This window comes from Pantoea sp. App145 (assembly GCF_047947045.1).
GTDB lineage: Bacteria > Pseudomonadota > Gammaproteobacteria > Enterobacterales > Enterobacteriaceae > Pantoea.
In genome coordinates, this window is the sequence record NZ_CP133290.1 from 1692440 (window position 1) to 1707115 (window position 14676).

A 14676-nucleotide genomic window follows, 5' to 3' on the forward strand; every position below is an offset into this window, starting at 1 on the left:
AGCCATTTCAAGCAGTATCTGGAATGTCCCATATTATTAAATACTTTCTAACCCCACATTAGGATCTTTGTAAATAGCCTCCAGACCTGAGGATGCCAATTCACTTTGATTTTAGCCGTTTCTTTAATCGGGGAAATAGGGTAACAAAGCCTACCTAACTCTATTCCTTCTAATTTCCCCCATCCCGCAACCCATCCAAATAATCCGCATACCACTGCAACATCGCCCTCCTCCCATCCAGGTACTGCGCATGGTTATACGTCCCGCGAATCGAATTCTTGTCCACATGCGCGAGCTGCACTTCAATCCACGCCGAGTTATACCCCTGCTCATGCAAAACCGTGCTCATGGTATGCCTGAACCCATGCCCAGTAGCCTTCCCATCGTACCCAACCCGTTTGATCACCTGATTAATAGTCGCCTCACTCATCGGCTTCCCGGCGTTGCTCCTGCCCGGAAACACATACTTGCCGCGCCCGGTGAGCTGCTGTATCTCTTCCAGCAACTCAACAGCCTGCCGCGACAGCGGCACCGAATGCTTACGCCGCTTCTTCATGCGTGCTTCGGGGATCTCCCAGAGTCCTTTACTTAAATCGAACTCCCTCCACTCCGCCGCACGTAACTCAATCGTTCGCGTCCCTGTCAGCATCAGCAAGCGTGTCGCGTACTGAGTCACCTTGCTGCCGCTATAGCCACACAGCGCGCGCAGAAACGCGCCTAACTCGTTATTCAGCAGATAAGGGAAATGCTTTTGCTTCGGGGGTTTCAGCACCGCCGCCAGATCAGTCACGGGGTTAGTCTGCGCCCTGCCCGTTACGATGGCGTGGGTGAAAATCTGCCGACACGCCTGGCGGGTTTTCTTCAGCTTATCCAGCACACCGCGCTGTTCCATTTTGCGCAGCACCGCCAGCATCAGCATCGGTGTGATTTCAGTGACCGGCATTTTGCCGATATGGGGAAAAATATCTTTGCGCAGGTATTCCAGGATGTCATCTGCATAGCCTTGCGACCAGTTAGCCCGCTTTGTCTCATGCCACTCCCGCGCCATCGCTTCAAAATTGTTGTTAACCGCGAGGATTTTGGCCTGCTTCGCCTCCTGCTTAGCCGCACCGGGATCACCACCCGCCGCCAGTATCCTTTTCGCGTCTTCGCGTTTGCCCCTCGCCTGCGCCAGCGTCATCGCAGGATAGAGGCCAAACACCACGCGCTTTTCTTTTCCTGCAAAGCGGTATTTCAGACGCCAGCTTTTACCACCAGTGGGGAATATTTCGAGGTACAGACCGCCGCCGTCAGCAAGTTTGTAGGCTTTGTCTTTCGGCTTGGCAGTCTCGATTTGACGGACGTTGAGCTTCATTTGGGGGCATTTCACTCCATTGAACAGGCCAGTGCCCCCAATGATGCCCCCGGATAAGTAAAGTTTTTAGCGGAACTGAATAGAAGTTAAAAGATCGGAAATGCAGTATTGATAAGGGTTTAGAGGGGATTTGCAGACTAAAAAAGAAATGAGAAGAAGAGGAGATGGCACGCCCTACAGGATTCGAACCTGTGACCTACGGCTTAGAAGGCCGGTGCTCTATCCAGCTGAGCTAAGGGCGCATATGCGGTTGCGTCGAATTATACGTTGGCACGTTGTCGCGTCAACGTTTTTGCACCCGCTAAGTGCAGAGTGATGATCATATAACCAATCACCCCTCAATGACGATTGCGATATTCGCTCAGTGAGATCAGATTCGTCTCTTCTTTCGCCTCACCTTCCAGTTCGATTCCATATGGATTGAAAGCAGTTGCAGCCATTTACTGAGCGTCTGTGCCGCATCGCGATAACAATGCCGAATGTGATGATGACTGGCAGAAGAGGCAGTCATGTCTGGAAACGGGTGGCTGCCTTTTTCTTTTTTTATCAGGACAGAAGCATACCAACATTAATTTTTACGTTTAGATACATCCAACCTGTTTAAGCCAGATAAAAAGCCCTTAATCAGTATTAGTCGACGAATAATTTAGCGATTTTCTGGCGATTGGAGCCCCCTCTGATTCGTTATCCTACGGACAGAAACCGATGCAGTATTCGATGCACCATACGGCCAAAAGAGACGACTTCTTTGCAAACACTATCCCCCATCTCTCCGGACCAGAACTCAACGCCCAGGGCTTTTGACGCGACACATTTCCTTGGGCTGGCACCGTTTTTACGCATGAGTATTGCGGGCGATGAATGTACTCAGATCGCACAGGAACTGGTCAAGCGCGCTGAGCAAAATCCTGATGACGCGGTATTGTGGATGAATCTTTCCACCGTTATGCAGTGCCTTCAATGCACTGACCTGGGGCTGACGATTCAGAATCAAGCCCTGGCGATGCAACAGGTTTACACCCTCAGGGCTGCACAACAACCAGCCAGGCTGCGTTTACTGATGCTGATGGTTCCCGGCACACTTTCCGCCAATGTGCCCCTCGACTGCCTGCTGGAAAACAGCGATATCGAGCTGATTTATTACTACATTACGCCAGAAGCCCCGTTTGAATCCCCGATCCCTGAACACGATCTACTGATGATTGGCATCAGTGCCACCACCGAAAATCTGTTCCTGCTGCAACAGCTTGAAAGCATCACGAATCAGTGGCCGGTACCGGTGATCAATGCACCACAACATATTCCGAGTTCTGAGCGCCATACAGCCAGCAGGGTATTGCAGAACAAACCAGGTTTAACCATCGCGCAGGCACATCCGGTGACATTTTCGACACTGGCCGCAGTCGCCGCCGGACAAATAACACTGCGCGATGCCCTGCCCGACAGTGACTTCCCGATTATCCTCCGCCCGGCAGGGTCACATGGCGGTCATGGTCTGGAGAAAATCACCAGCCAGGACGAACTGGCCGGATATTTGACACGCGTTAAGGTTGAAGACTATTTCCTGTCTCGTTTTATTGATTACAGCAATGAAGATGGTCAGTTCCGCAAGTACCGTATTTCGCTGATCGACGGGGTGCCTTATGCCTGCCACATGGCAATTTCATCACACTGGATGGTGCATTACGTCAACGCGTCCATGTACGAAGATCCGAAAAAACGTGAAGAAGAAGCGGCTTTTCTGGATCACTTCCAGGATTTTGCAGACCGTCACCAGCAGGCGCTGAAAGCTATTTACGACACCACGCAGCTCGATTATCTGGGAATTGATTGCAGTGAAACACCGGAAGGCACACTGCTGGTGTTTGAAATTGACCCGGCAATGGTCGTCCATGCAATGGATCTGGAAGAGATGTTCCCGCATAAACAAATCCACATGAACAAAGTTAAAACAGCATGCCGCGATTTGCTGTTATCCCGTGCCTTTGCGCACACCGACACATCTGATGATGCGTTAAAAGGACAAAAATAAACATGATTTCACGTAACGCCCTGAATTTCTCCGGTGGCCCTGGGGCATTACCGGAAACGGTTCTCGCACAGGTTGAAGCTGCAATTAAAGAAGTGCCAGAAGTTGGCTTGTCCATCCTCGGTATCAGCCATCGTTCTGACTGGTTTGCTGCAGTTGTTGAAGAAACTGAAAACAACATTCGCACCCTGCTAGGACTGTCGAAAGATTTCCACATTCTGTTCCTGCAAGGCGGTGCCACGCAGCAGTTCTCTATGGTACCGATGACACTGCTTCGCGGTCAGAAACACGCCGCTGAATATCTTGATACCGGTTACTGGAGCAGTAAAGTTGTCACTGAAGCTCGCCGCGAAGGCCCGGTTAAAGTGCTCTGGAGCGGGGAATCTTGCGGATTTAACCGCCTGCCTGCTGATGATGAACTCGATTTTTCACCGGACGCGCCTTATCTGCATTACGTCTCGAACGAAACGGTTGAAGGGCTGCAATTCCAGCGCATCCTGGGCCGCGATGATGTTCCGCGTGTGTGCGATATGTCTTCTGATTTCCTGTCAAAACCTTGCGATGCCAATAAATTCTCGGTGATTTACGCCCATGCCCAGAAAAACATCGGCCCGGCAGGCGTCACCATCGTGCTGGTACATGACACCGTGGTAAAAGCCTCTTCTGAGGAGTTGCCCTCTTTCCTGAACTACCGACGTCAGGTGGAATCCCATTCCAATCTCAACACACCGCCGGTGTTTGCAATTTACGTTGTACTGCTGGTCACCCGCTGGTTACTTAATGATGTTGGTGGTCTGGAAAATATGGCGCAAACCAACCGCCATAAAGCTGAGTTGCTGTACGCCATGCTGGATAACAGTGATGGTTTCTACAATGGCTGGAGCAGCGTCGAAGACCGCTCACAAATGAACGTGGCGTTTAAACTTCCTGATGAAATGCTGGTGAAAAAATTCCTGGCTGAAAGCCATGAAGCAGGCTTCTCAGGCCTGGCAGGCCATCGCGCCATCGGAGGTATCCGTGCCTCTATCTATAATGCACTGTCCCAGCCTGCGGCTGAAAAACTGACCAACTTCATGGATGATTTCATGCGTAAAAACCGCAAATAATCATCTGTGTCAGCAATAAAAATGCCCCCGCCGGGTGACAGACGGGGGCATTTTTTTGCGGTGTGAGTACGCTTGTGCCGAATTATGGGTTGCGCGTTTTTGCACCCGCCAGCCAATCGCCCCTCAGTGACGATTGCGATATTCACTCAGTGAGATCAGATTCGTCTCTTCTTTCGCCTCGCCTTCCAGCTCGATTCCCTGGGCAAAACTGCCGTTGAAACGTTCACGCAGGGCGTTCATCTCCTGCCTGTCAGGTTCCAGCTCACGCAGAAAACCCATCGCCAGCAACAGTTGCTGTTGCGTGATGACCGGAGAAAAATGCGCGCGCGTCAAAATCTGATGCCAGCGCTGCATATTCGCATCCCCGCTATCGACGATAAACACCTGCCAGATCAGCAGTACCACCGTGGCATTTTGCAAATGGCTTTCATTGTCGCCGGTGATGTAGTCGGTAAACTCTTTCGCCGCCTCTTTGCCCATCAGCGACAACATCGATTCCACATGCACCGGAGGCAATTGCAGTCGCTTGCTCAGTGCCTGCGCCGCATGGCGAGAACCGGCCGTCAGCAGGCGGAAACCCACTACAAACACCACCACTAAAGTCGCAAGAATTAGCCAGATCATATGCATTCCACTAAATTAATCGCCAGGCATGATACGGGTTAACGCTGACAATCTGAAGTGACAAAAGCAGACCTCAGGATCATTCTGTGCCTGACAGCGCGGCGCGCTTCTGACAGAATAGGCGCCTTTCCCCCGTTTCAACATAACACAGTGGATTTCCTCTCTGATGGCAGCAAAAATTATTGACGGTAAAACGATTGCGCAACAGGTGCGCCTTGAGGTTGCGGAAAAAGTACAGCAGCGTCTGGCAGCCGGAAAACGCGCCCCGGGATTGGCAGTCGTTCTGGTGGGTGAAAACCCTGCTTCACAGATCTATGTCGCCAGCAAACGTCGCGCCTGTGAAGAAGTGGGCTTCATATCCCGTTCATACGATTTGCCTGCCACCACCAGCGAAGCCGAACTGCTGGATTTAATCGATGCCCTGAACAACGATCACGAGATCGATGGCATTCTGGTGCAGTTGCCGCTGCCGGCAGGCATCGATAACGTCAAAGTGCTGGAACGCATCGTGCCGGACAAAGACGTCGATGGCTTCCATCCGTATAACGTCGGTCGCCTGTGCCAGCGCGCACCGAAACTGCGCCCCTGCACCCCACGCGGTATCGTAACGCTGCTGGAGCGCTATAACATCGATACCTACGGCCTGAATGCCGTGGTGGTTGGTGCATCGAATATTGTTGGGCGTCCGATGAGCATGGAGCTGCTGCTGGCGGGTTGCACCACCACCGTCACCCATCGCTTCACTAAAGATCTGCGTCACCATATTGAGCATGCTGACCTGTTGATCGTCGCGGTGGGTAAACCAAACTTTATCCCGGGTGACTGGATTAAACCGGGCGCGATCGTGATCGATGTGGGTATTAACCGTCTGGAAAGCGGTAAAGTCGTAGGTGATGTGGATTACGCCACTGCTTCCGAACGCGCTTCTTATATCACGCCGGTGCCGGGCGGTGTTGGCCCGATGACGGTTGCCACCCTGATCCAAAACACGCTGCAGGCGTGCGAAGAATATCACGATGAGGAGAACGCATAATGGCAAGTTTTTCTCTGGGTAAACACCCGCATGTTGATCTGTGCGATCTACTGAAACTCGAAGGCTGGGTGGAGAGCGGCGCTCAGGCTAAAGCGGTCATCGGTGAAGGTGAAGTGCTCGTCGATGGCGCAGTGGAAACCCGTAAACGTTGTAAGATTTTCGCCGGTCAAACGGTGGAATTTGCCGGTCAACGCATTACCGTTGTGGCATAAACAAAAAGGGCGAACCGAAGTTCGCCCTTGTTCTTATTTACGACGCCATGTCGTGCCCTGCGGACCATCTTCCAGCACGATCCCCAACGCATTCAACTTATCGCGCGCCACATCGGCCTGCGCCCAGTCTTTCGCTTTACGCGCATCGTTACGCATCTGAATCAGCGCTTCAATCTCCGCCACTTCATCATCGTTCGCCTGCGCACCGCTTTGCAGGAACTGCTCCGGATCCTGTTGCAGAATGCCCAGCACATCCGCCAACTGACGCAGTTTCGCCGCCAGCGCATCGGCAGCCGCTTTATCTTCCGTTTTCAGACGGTTCACTTCTCGCGCCATATCGAACAGTACCGAGTAAGCTTCCGGCGTGTTGAAATCATCATCCATTGCAGTACGGAAGCGTGTTTCAAACTCTTCACCACCCGCCGCCACCGCAGCAGCATCAGTGTGACGCAGCGCAGTGTAGAGGCGCTCCAGCGCCGCACGCGCCTGATTGAGGTTATCTTCGCCATAGTTCAGCTGGCTGCGATAGTGGCCCGACATCAGGAAGTAACGCACGGTTTCCGCATCGTAGTGCTGCAGCACATCGCGCACGGTAAAGAAGTTGCCGAGGGATTTTGACATCTTCTCGCGGTCAACCATCACCATACCGGAGTGCATCCAGTAGTTAACGTACGGACCGTCATGCGCACAGGTGGACTGCGCCACTTCGTTTTCATGGTGCGGGAACATCAGATCGGAACCGCCGCCGTGAATATCGAAATGGGTGCCGAGTTGTTTGCAGTTCATCGCCGAACATTCAATATGCCAGCCCGGACGACCATTGCCCCACGGTGAACTCCATGCCGGTTCGTCCGCTTTGGACATCTTCCACAGCACGAAATCCATCGGATTGCGTTTCACTTCAGCCACTTCCACGCGCGCACCGGCCTGCAATTGCTCCAGATCCTGGCGTGACAGCGCACCGTAATCTTTGTCGCTGAGGACATCAAACATCACGTCGCCGTTATCTGCCACATAAGCGTGACCACGCTCAATCAGCAGGCCAACCAACTCGATAATTTCGTCGATATGACGTGTGGCGCGTGGCTCCAGATTCGGCGGCAGGATACCCAGCGCGGCGAAATCTTTATGCATTTCACCGATCATACGATTGGTCAGGGTTTCGATGCTTTCGCCGTTTTCGTTGGCACGTTTGATAATTTTGTCGTCAATATCGGTGATGTTACGCACATACTTCAGCGTATAACCGACATAGCGCAGGTAGCGCGCCACCACATCAAACGCAACGAAGGTACGCCCGTGGCCGATATGACAGAGGTCGTACACCGTGATGCCGCACACGTACATGCCGATTTCGCCAGCATGGATGGGTTTGAATTCCTCTTTCTGTCGACTCAGGGTGTTATAAATCTTTAACATTGAAAGGTTCCGTATAAACGTGTGCGAAGAAGGCCTATTCAGGCTAGCTGCGTATTGTGCCGTATTTTTTACGCCAGCGCGACGCCAGCATAGCAACAGCCGCCACCTTGCTGACGCGTCATCACAATTTGTGATATAAGGAGCGTCTACAAAAAGGCCCGCTGCTTTGCATGCGCGGCTATTGGCACCGACGACAACCTTTACAGGACGAGAATGATGGTCACTTTCCAGACGAACCATGGCGATATCGTAATTAAAACTTTCGATGATAAAGCGCCGGCAACCGTAAAGAACTTCCTGGATTACTGCCGTGATGGTTTCTACGACAACACCATTTTCCACCGTGTCATCAATGGCTTTATGATTCAGGGCGGCGGTTTTGAGCCTGGCATGAAACAGAAAGCCACCAAAGAAGAAATCCGTAACGAAGCCAATAACGGTCTGAAAAACACCCGTGGCACTCTGGCGATGGCACGTACTCAGGCCCCGCACTCTGCCACTGCGCAGTTCTTCATCAACGTAGCCGACAACGACTTCCTGAACTTCCGTGACGAAAGCCTGCAGGGCTGGGGTTACTGCGTGTTTGCTGAAGTGGTTGAAGGTATGGACGTAGTCGAAAAAATCAAAGCGGTTGCTACCGGCCGCAGCGGCATGCACCAGGATGTGCCGAAAGATGACGTGATCATCCAGAAAGTGACCGTTAGCGAGTAATGTCGCGCACGCTGTTTATCGCAGATCTTCATCTGTGTCAGGACGAACCGGCAATTACTGCCGGTTTTCTGCATTTTTTGCAGCGTGAAGCGCATCAGTGCGATGCGCTTTATATCCTCGGTGACCTGTTTGAAGCCTGGATCGGCGATGACGATCCCAATCCGCTGCATCAGCAAATCGCCGCTGTGCTCAAGGCGTTGCCGGTTCCGAAGTATTTTATTCACGGCAATCGCGATTTCCTGCTCGGCCAGCGCTTTGCTGCTGCCTGCGGCATGACGTTGCTGCCGGAAGAACAGGTGTTAACTCTGTATGGTCAGCGTCTGCTGATTATGCACGGCGATACCCTTTGCACCGACGATGAAGGCTACCAGCGTTTTCGCGCCAAAGTGCATCAGCGCTGGCTGCAAAAACTGTTTCTCGCCTTACCATTACGTTTGCGGATGCGGATTGCCGCCAGAATGCGTGCCGACAGCAAACAGGCCAATCAGCATAAGTCGCTGAGCATCATGGATGTCAATCAACAGGCGGTTATCGAGGCCATGACGCGCCAGCAGGTGCGGCTATTGATTCACGGCCATACCCATCGCCCGGCTATCCATGAGTTTGTTTTGCAGGGTGAAAACGCTCAACGCGTGGTGCTCGGTGCCTGGCATCAGCAGGGATCGATGGTTCAGGTCGATGCTGATGGCGTCAGGCTTATCGAATTTCCGTTCTGACAAACGGGCAATCTTGCCCGTTTTCCGGCCACGCAACCGTTTTCCTTGCTGCCATCTCATGCTATTCTCTGTGCCCTTCTTCACCTGCCCGCCCGGCCAGGTTCGTTTGTATATTCACAGGAGTTGACCGCATGTCATCCAACGCCGCCCCGGCCCGTATCGCCATCGTCATGGGTTCCAAAAGTGACTGGGCTACCATGCAGTTCGCCGAGGAAATTCTTAACAGCCTGGATGTCCCCTTCCACGTTGAAGTGGTTTCTGCTCACCGTACGCCGGACAAACTGTTCAGCTTTGCCGAAAACGCCGCCCAGAATGGTTTTCAGGTGATTATCGCCGGTGCTGGCGGTGCCGCACATCTGCCGGGCATGCTGGCAGCCAAAACGCTGGTGCCGGTGCTGGGTGTACCGGTACAAAGCGCCGCGCTGAGCGGGGTCGATAGCCTTTACTCCATCGTGCAAATGCCGCGTGGTATTCCGGTAGGCACGCTGGCAATTGGTAAAGCCGGTGCCGCGAACGCCGCACTGCTGGCCGCACAGATTCTGGCGATTCACGACAGCGCGCTGGCAACTCGCCTGGCAACCTGGCGTCAGACCCAGACTGATGAAGTGCTGAACAACCCGGACCCGCGGGGGGATGCATGAAACCGGTTTGCGTACTGGGAAATGGTCAGTTAGGCCGGATGCTGCGTCAGGCCGGTGAACCGCTGGGTATCGCTGTCTACCCGGTAGGGCTGGATGCGGAACCCTCTGCCCTGCCGATTGCACAAAGCGTTATCACCGCCGAAATTGAACGCTGGCCGGAAACTGCGCTGACGCGTGAACTGGCAAGCCATCCGGCGTTTGTGAATCGCGATATTTTCCCGCGTCTGGCCGATCGCCTGACGCAAAAACAGCTGCTCGATCAGCTCAACCTTGCCACCGCGCCGTGGCAGTTGCTGGCGGATAAAAGCGAGTGGCTGCAGGTGTTCAGTTCACTGGGCGAACTTGCCATTGTCAAACGCCGTACCGGTGGTTATGACGGGCGTGGTCAGTGGCGTCTGCGCGCCAATGAAACCGACAGCCTGCCGGATGAATGCTACGGTGAATGTATCGTTGAGCAGGGCATCAACTTCAGCGGCGAAGTTTCACTGGTGGGCGCGCGCGGTCAGGACGGCAGCACCGTTTTCTACCCGCTGACCCATAACCTGCATCAGGACGGCATTCTGCGTACCAGCGTGGCCTTCCCGCAGGCGGATGCCGCACAGCAGCAACAGGCCGAAGCAATGCTCAGCGCCATCATGCATGAGCTGAACTACGTGGGCGTGATGGCGATGGAATGTTTCATCACACCACAAGGCCTGCTGATCAACGAGCTGGCTCCGCGCGTGCACAACAGCGGGCACTGGACACAGAATGGCGCGTCCATCAGCCAGTTCGAGCTGCATTTACGTGCCGTACTGGGCTTACCGCTGCCACAGCCGGTGGTGTATGCACCTTCCGTGATGGTCAACCTGATCGGTACTGATGTGAATCTGGCGTGGCTGCATCAGCCGCTGGTGCATCTGCATTGGTACGAAAAAGAAGTGCGTCCGGGACGTAAAGTGGGTCACCTGAATATCACTGACAGCGACCAGGCCCGCCTGGCTGCGGCTCTGAACGCGCTGGTGCCTTTGCTACCGCCTGAGTACGCCAGTGGTATCGCCTGGGCGGTGGAGAAACTGTAACGAAAACGGTCGCCATCAATGGCGACCGTTCTGTAACGCGGTGCGATTTATCACGCCGCCTCAAACCTTCTGAACAACGCTTTCCCCTTCAGCAAGCGCACACCCAACCAGCCGCCGCACAACGACAACAAAACTGCTCCGCAGATCGGTAACGCCAGCCACAGGCTCCAGTCTGGTTCCCACGGAAAATCAAAGATTTTACGCTGTAATCCCCACAGGGCCGCTTCCGCTCCAAGCGCCGCTGCCACACCCGACACCACGCCAAGCAGCGCGAACTCGCACCATAACGTCCCACGCAGCAGCCGCTTGCTCGCCCCCAGCGTGCGATAAACCACCAGCTCCTGACGCCGCTGACGCATACCGACCTGAATCTGCGCCAGCAACAGTAACACGCCGCAAATCGTCACCAGCACCACCATAATTTCCAGTGCCTGGCTGACCTGCGCCAGCACCTGACCAATCTGGCGCAGTATGCTGCCAATATCCAGCAGGCTCAGGGTGGGGAAACTGCGATTCAGTTGCGCCAGTAAGGCCGGATTGCTGTCCATACGGAAGCTGGTCAGCCACGTCTGCGGCTGATCATCCAGCGCACCCGGCGGGAAAATGAAGAAGAAGTTTGGTCGCATGCTTTCCCAGTCAACTTTACGCAGGCTGGTAATTTTGGCGCTGAACTGCTGGGTATCGCCGCTGAAGGTTAAGGTATCGCCCAGTTTCACTCCCAGCCGATCCGCCAGCTCAGTTTCTACTGAAACCTCCCCGGCACGCGGCGGCCATGTTCCCGCCACCAGTGGGTTATGATCTGGTCGTTCTGCCTGCCACGTCAGATTCAGCTCGCGATTCAGCGCGTTATCCATATTCGGATCGGCATCCTTCCCGTTCAGCTGCGTCAGACGCGCGCGAATAATCGGATAGAAGGTTTCTGCTTTGATGTGATGCGAATGGAGGAAATCACGTACCTGCGGCACCTGTTCCTGCGTCATATTCAGCAGAAAATAGTTGGGGCTATCCGGTGGCAATTGCTGTTGCCAGCGATCCAGCAGGTCACCGCGCATCACCAGCAATAGTGCCAGTAGCATAAAGGAGAGCGAAAAAGCCGCCAGTTGGCTGAGGGTCATGGCAGGCTGGCGCAGCAGACGATTAATCGCCAATCGCATCGCCAGATTGCGCACCACCAGACGCCGCAACAGCAGCAGCGCGCCCCAGCCAAGTACCGCCAGCAATATTGCCAGCATCACTACGCCCACCAGCAGTGCCCACAACATTTTGCTGCCGCCCATCAGCAGCGCCAGCAGACCAATCACCACCAGTGCCATCACCGGCAGATAGAAACGCAGCGGCCAGACATTCGCCACGGCATCCCGCCGCAATACGCGTAGCGGCAGGGTTGCCATTAATAAACGATAAGGTCGCAGGCCCACCAGCAGCGAAATCACAAACATTGCCCCCAGCGCCCACAGCCAGGGCCAGAAACTGGCGGCCGGCAGCGCGCCAGGCAGGACCGGTTTCAGCATCACCAGCAGGATGACCTCAATTCCCTGCCCCAGCACGCTCCCCGCCAATGCTGCCAGCAGCAGCACTGCCAGCCACTGGCCGATGATTAAGCGTTGCAGCACCCGCCGCGTCGCACCGAGGGTTTTCAGCACCGCCACCAAATCATAGCGGCTGCGGCAATAGTGGCTCATCGCCACCGCGACGGCGGCGATCGCCAGCAGCAACGTCAGTAACGCCGAAAGCAGCAAAAATTGCTGCGCCCGCTGCATCGATCGTCCTAATGCATCTTCTGAGTTTTCAACGCTGATCCAGCGCTGATCGGGCTTCAGCTGCGGCTGAATCCAGCTGTCATAGCGTGCCAATGGGGCCGGATCGCCGGAAAATTTGTAACGCCAGCTCAGACGGCTACCCGGCTGAATAGCACCGGTTTTCTCCACATCGGCCAGGTTCATTAACAGGCGCGGGGCGGTCTGGAAGGGATTGAAACCGGCATCCGGCTCCTGAATCACCTCCCCGACAATACGCAGCGTGGTGTCACCCACATCAATCTGATCGCCGGTTTTCAGGTTGAGCAACGCCAGCAAGCGCGGGGCCGCCAACACCGTTCCGGCAACCGGGCGCAGGCCAGGAGGATCCGTTTGCAAGGTACCGAACATCGGATACGCATCATCGACCGCCTTCACATCCGCCAGCTGCGGCGTTTGCTGCGCAAAGGTCATGGTCATAAAACTGAGCTGGCGGCTGACTGACAAGCCCTCCTCACGCGCTTTTGCCAGCCAGGCTTCCGGGGCCGGGGAACTGCTGCGCAGCGTGCGATCGCCCGCCATAAAATCACGGCTTTGCTGGCTTAAGCCTTTTTCCATGCGGTCGCTGATCGAACCCAGCGCCAGCACACAGGCCACCGCCAGCGTCAGCGCCAGCCAGACGATCAACAGCGAGGGCGAACGCCACTCGCGCCAGAACCAGCGCCAGATCATGACTCCTCCCACAATTTGCCATCACGTAGCCGCAGGCGACGATCGCAACGTGCCGCCAGCTGTTCATCGTGCGTAACCAGGATCAGTGTCGTGGCGAAATCCCTGTTCAGGGAAAACAACAGATCAGCAATGCGGTCACCGGTCTGACGATCGAGATTGCCAGTCGGTTCATCGGCAAATAGCAAACCTGGCCATCCGTTAAAGGCACGCGCCAGCGCCACACGCTGTTGTTCTCCACCGGAAAGTTGTGCGGGAAGATGATGCAAACGCGCTTTCAGCCCAAGCTGGGTCAGCAAATCCACCGCCTGAGCGCGGCTTTCCCGATCGCTCACGCCACGCAACAGCGCAGGCAGTTGCACGTTCTCCAGCGCATTTAACGTTGGCACCAGCATAAAGGATTGAAAAACAAAGCCGACCTCCCTGGCGCGCAGCGCAGCCCGCTGCTCCTCATCCATGGTATGCAGGGGTTCGCCGAGCAGATGGACTTCGCCGCTGCTGCCATCATCCAGCCCGGCGAGGATGCCCAGCAGCGTCGATTTGCCCGAGCCAGACTCACCAATCAGCGCGATGGTCTCGGCTGGTTTGACAACCAGCTCAACTCCAGTAAGGATGGTCAGCTGATGCTCTCCCTGACCGACGGACTTAGTAAGATGATGAACTTCAACAATGTTTTCCGCTGGCATTATCCCTTCCTGTTGTTATTGCTTCTGCTGGTGTCACGTCTTGCCGCAGCTGATACCCTGCTGGTGCTGGGCGATAGCCTCAGCGCTGGTTACCGGATGTCCGCCACCGTCGCCTGGCCGAGCCTGCTGGATAAACAATGGCAGCAGCAGCCCAGAATTATCAACGCCAGTATCAGCGGCGATACCGCCGGACAGGGGCTGGCGCGTTTACCGGCGTTATTAAAACAGCACCAACCACGCTGGGTGTTAATCGAATTGGGCGGTAACGATGGTCTGCGCGGCTTCCCACCACAAAATATCGCCCAGGATCTGAGCAAAATTATCAACGAGGTAAAAGGAGCCAATGCCCAGCCGCTGCTGATGCAGATTCGTTTACCGGCAAATTATGGACGTCGTTATACGGAGGCGTTTAGCGCGATTTATCCGCAGCTGGCACAGCAGTACGACATTCCTCTGGTGCCTTTCTTTATGGAACAGGTCTACCTGAAACCGGAGTGGATGCAGCAGGATGGCATACATCCGAACCCGGATGCACAGCCCTTTATCGCCGGCGTGATGGCGAAAGCACTGGCCCCGCTAGTAAAGCATGATTAACGCAGGCGCGTGATTTTTAACAGGT

Annotated in this window: 14 protein-coding genes and 1 tRNA gene; 9 read left to right on the plus strand and 6 right to left on the minus strand. The window is 54.8% G+C overall.

Annotation, left to right across the window (positions count from 1 at the left end; genetic code table 11):
• Positions 1-169: 169 nt before the first annotated feature.
• A complete protein-coding gene (locus tag RCF31_RS07760; protein ID WP_416412994.1) occupies positions 170-1354 on the minus strand; it encodes a tyrosine-type recombinase/integrase in 1185 nt (394 codons plus the stop codon).
• Positions 1355-1519: 165 nt separating this feature from the next.
• Positions 1520-1596, minus strand: a tRNA-Arg gene (locus tag RCF31_RS07765).
• 506 nt (positions 1597-2102) lie between these two features.
• Between RCF31_RS07765 and RCF31_RS07770 the strand changes: the two genes are divergently transcribed.
• Both RCF31_RS07770 and RCF31_RS07775 read left to right on the plus strand, forming a co-directional pair.
• Positions 2103-3386 carry an ATP-grasp domain-containing protein gene (locus RCF31_RS07770; protein WP_416412995.1) on the plus strand — a complete coding sequence of 428 codons (1284 nt, stop codon included), beginning with the start codon at positions 2103-2105 and terminating at the stop codon, positions 3384-3386.
• Between the two features lie 2 nt (positions 3387-3388).
• A complete protein-coding gene (locus RCF31_RS07775) occupies positions 3389-4489 on the plus strand; it encodes a phosphoserine transaminase (RefSeq protein ID WP_416412996.1) in 1101 nt (366 codons plus the stop codon).
• A gap of 123 nt (positions 4490-4612) precedes the next feature.
• On the opposite strand, the gene RCF31_RS07780 is transcribed toward RCF31_RS07775, so the two are convergent.
• Positions 4613-5113, minus strand: coding sequence for a DUF1198 family protein (locus RCF31_RS07780; protein WP_416412997.1), 501 nt, complete (start codon positions 5111-5113; stop codon positions 4613-4615).
• A 166-nt stretch (positions 5114-5279) separates the two neighbouring features.
• Between RCF31_RS07780 and folD the strand changes: the two genes are divergently transcribed.
• The gene (gene folD / locus RCF31_RS07785) at positions 5280-6146 is read left to right on the plus strand and encodes a bifunctional methylenetetrahydrofolate dehydrogenase/methenyltetrahydrofolate cyclohydrolase FolD (protein ID WP_299456773.1); all 867 of its coding nucleotides are present in this window, start codon (positions 5280-5282) and stop codon (positions 6144-6146) included.
• Complete coding sequence (gene ybcJ / locus RCF31_RS07790; protein WP_084873280.1) at positions 6146-6358, plus strand: ribosome-associated protein YbcJ; 213 nt, start codon at positions 6146-6148, stop codon at positions 6356-6358. The genes folD and ybcJ overlap by 1 nt, the downstream gene beginning before the upstream one ends.
• 33 nt (positions 6359-6391) lie before the next feature.
• On the opposite strand, the gene cysS is transcribed toward ybcJ, so the two are convergent.
• Positions 6392-7777 carry a cysteine--tRNA ligase gene (cysS, locus tag RCF31_RS07795; RefSeq protein WP_299456775.1) on the minus strand — a complete coding sequence of 462 codons (1386 nt, stop codon included), beginning with the start codon at positions 7775-7777 and terminating at the stop codon, positions 6392-6394.
• Between the two features lie 216 nt (positions 7778-7993).
• Here cysS and ppiB point away from each other — a divergent pair, with 216 nt between their 5' ends.
• From ppiB to purK, 4 genes are all read left to right on the plus strand, one after another.
• The gene (ppiB, locus tag RCF31_RS07800) at positions 7994-8488 is read left to right on the plus strand and encodes a peptidylprolyl isomerase B (protein ID WP_084873276.1); all 495 of its coding nucleotides are present in this window, start codon (positions 7994-7996) and stop codon (positions 8486-8488) included.
• Positions 8488-9204 carry a UDP-2,3-diacylglucosamine diphosphatase gene (locus tag RCF31_RS07805; RefSeq protein ID WP_416412998.1) on the plus strand — a complete coding sequence of 239 codons (717 nt, stop codon included), beginning with the start codon at positions 8488-8490 and terminating at the stop codon, positions 9202-9204. Before ppiB ends, RCF31_RS07805 begins: the two co-directional genes overlap by 1 nt.
• Before the next feature lie 131 nt (positions 9205-9335).
• Entirely contained in the window at positions 9336-9845 is a 510-nt protein-coding gene (gene purE, locus RCF31_RS07810; protein ID WP_310616360.1) for a 5-(carboxyamino)imidazole ribonucleotide mutase, read from the plus strand.
• Positions 9842-10906, plus strand: a complete 1065-nt coding sequence (gene purK / locus RCF31_RS07815; RefSeq protein ID WP_416412999.1) for a 5-(carboxyamino)imidazole ribonucleotide synthase — start codon at positions 9842-9844, stop codon at positions 10904-10906. Before purE ends, purK begins: the two co-directional genes overlap by 4 nt.
• Positions 10907-10956: 50 nt before the next feature.
• Here the strand turns inward: purK and ybbP are convergent, their stop codons facing one another.
• Together ybbP and ybbA are read right to left on the minus strand one after the other, a co-directional pair.
• A complete protein-coding gene (gene ybbP, locus RCF31_RS07820) occupies positions 10957-13374 on the minus strand; it encodes a putative ABC transporter permease subunit YbbP (protein ID WP_416413000.1) in 2418 nt (805 codons plus the stop codon).
• The gene (gene ybbA, locus RCF31_RS07825; protein WP_416413001.1) at positions 13371-14057 is read right to left on the minus strand and encodes a putative ABC transporter ATP-binding protein YbbA; all 687 of its coding nucleotides are present in this window, start codon (positions 14055-14057) and stop codon (positions 13371-13373) included. The genes ybbP and ybbA overlap by 4 nt, the downstream gene beginning before the upstream one ends.
• Here ybbA and tesA point away from each other — a divergent pair.
• Entirely contained in the window at positions 14025-14651 is a 627-nt protein-coding gene (gene tesA, locus RCF31_RS07830; protein WP_416413002.1) for a multifunctional acyl-CoA thioesterase I/protease I/lysophospholipase L1, read from the plus strand. The two genes, ybbA and tesA, sit on opposite strands and share 33 nt — an antisense overlap.
• The last annotated feature ends 25 nt before the right edge of the window (positions 14652-14676 follow it).

Bases quoted from the DNA above. Each gene is read 5' to 3' on its own strand.
- folD (WP_299456773.1), top strand. From the start codon at position 5,280: ATGGCAGCAAAAATTATTGACGGTAAAACGATTGCGCAACAGGTGCGC.
- RCF31_RS07775 (WP_416412996.1), top strand. From the start codon at position 3,389: ATGATTTCACGTAACGCCCTGAATTTCTCCGGTGGCCCTGGGGCATTA.
- ybbP (WP_416413000.1), bottom strand. From the start codon at position 13,374: ATGATCTGGCGCTGGTTCTGGCGCGAGTGGCGTTCGCCCTCGCTGTTG.
- ybcJ (WP_084873280.1), top strand. From the start codon at position 6,146: ATGGCAAGTTTTTCTCTGGGTAAACACCCGCATGTTGATCTGTGCGAT.
- RCF31_RS07760 (WP_416412994.1), bottom strand. From the start codon at position 1,354: ATGAAGCTCAACGTCCGTCAAATCGAGACTGCCAAGCCGAAAGACAAA.
- cysS (WP_299456775.1), bottom strand. From the start codon at position 7,777: ATGTTAAAGATTTATAACACCCTGAGTCGACAGAAAGAGGAATTCAAA.
- RCF31_RS07780 (WP_416412997.1), bottom strand. From the start codon at position 5,113: ATGATCTGGCTAATTCTTGCGACTTTAGTGGTGGTGTTTGTAGTGGGT.
- RCF31_RS07805 (WP_416412998.1), top strand. From the start codon at position 8,488: ATGTCGCGCACGCTGTTTATCGCAGATCTTCATCTGTGTCAGGACGAA.
- ybbA (WP_416413001.1), bottom strand. From the start codon at position 14,057: ATGCCAGCGGAAAACATTGTTGAAGTTCATCATCTTACTAAGTCCGTC.
- ppiB (WP_084873276.1), top strand. From the start codon at position 7,994: ATGGTCACTTTCCAGACGAACCATGGCGATATCGTAATTAAAACTTTC.
- purE (WP_310616360.1), top strand. From the start codon at position 9,336: ATGTCATCCAACGCCGCCCCGGCCCGTATCGCCATCGTCATGGGTTCC.
- tesA (WP_416413002.1), top strand. From the start codon at position 14,025: ATGATGAACTTCAACAATGTTTTCCGCTGGCATTATCCCTTCCTGTTG.
- purK (WP_416412999.1), top strand. From the start codon at position 9,842: ATGAAACCGGTTTGCGTACTGGGAAATGGTCAGTTAGGCCGGATGCTG.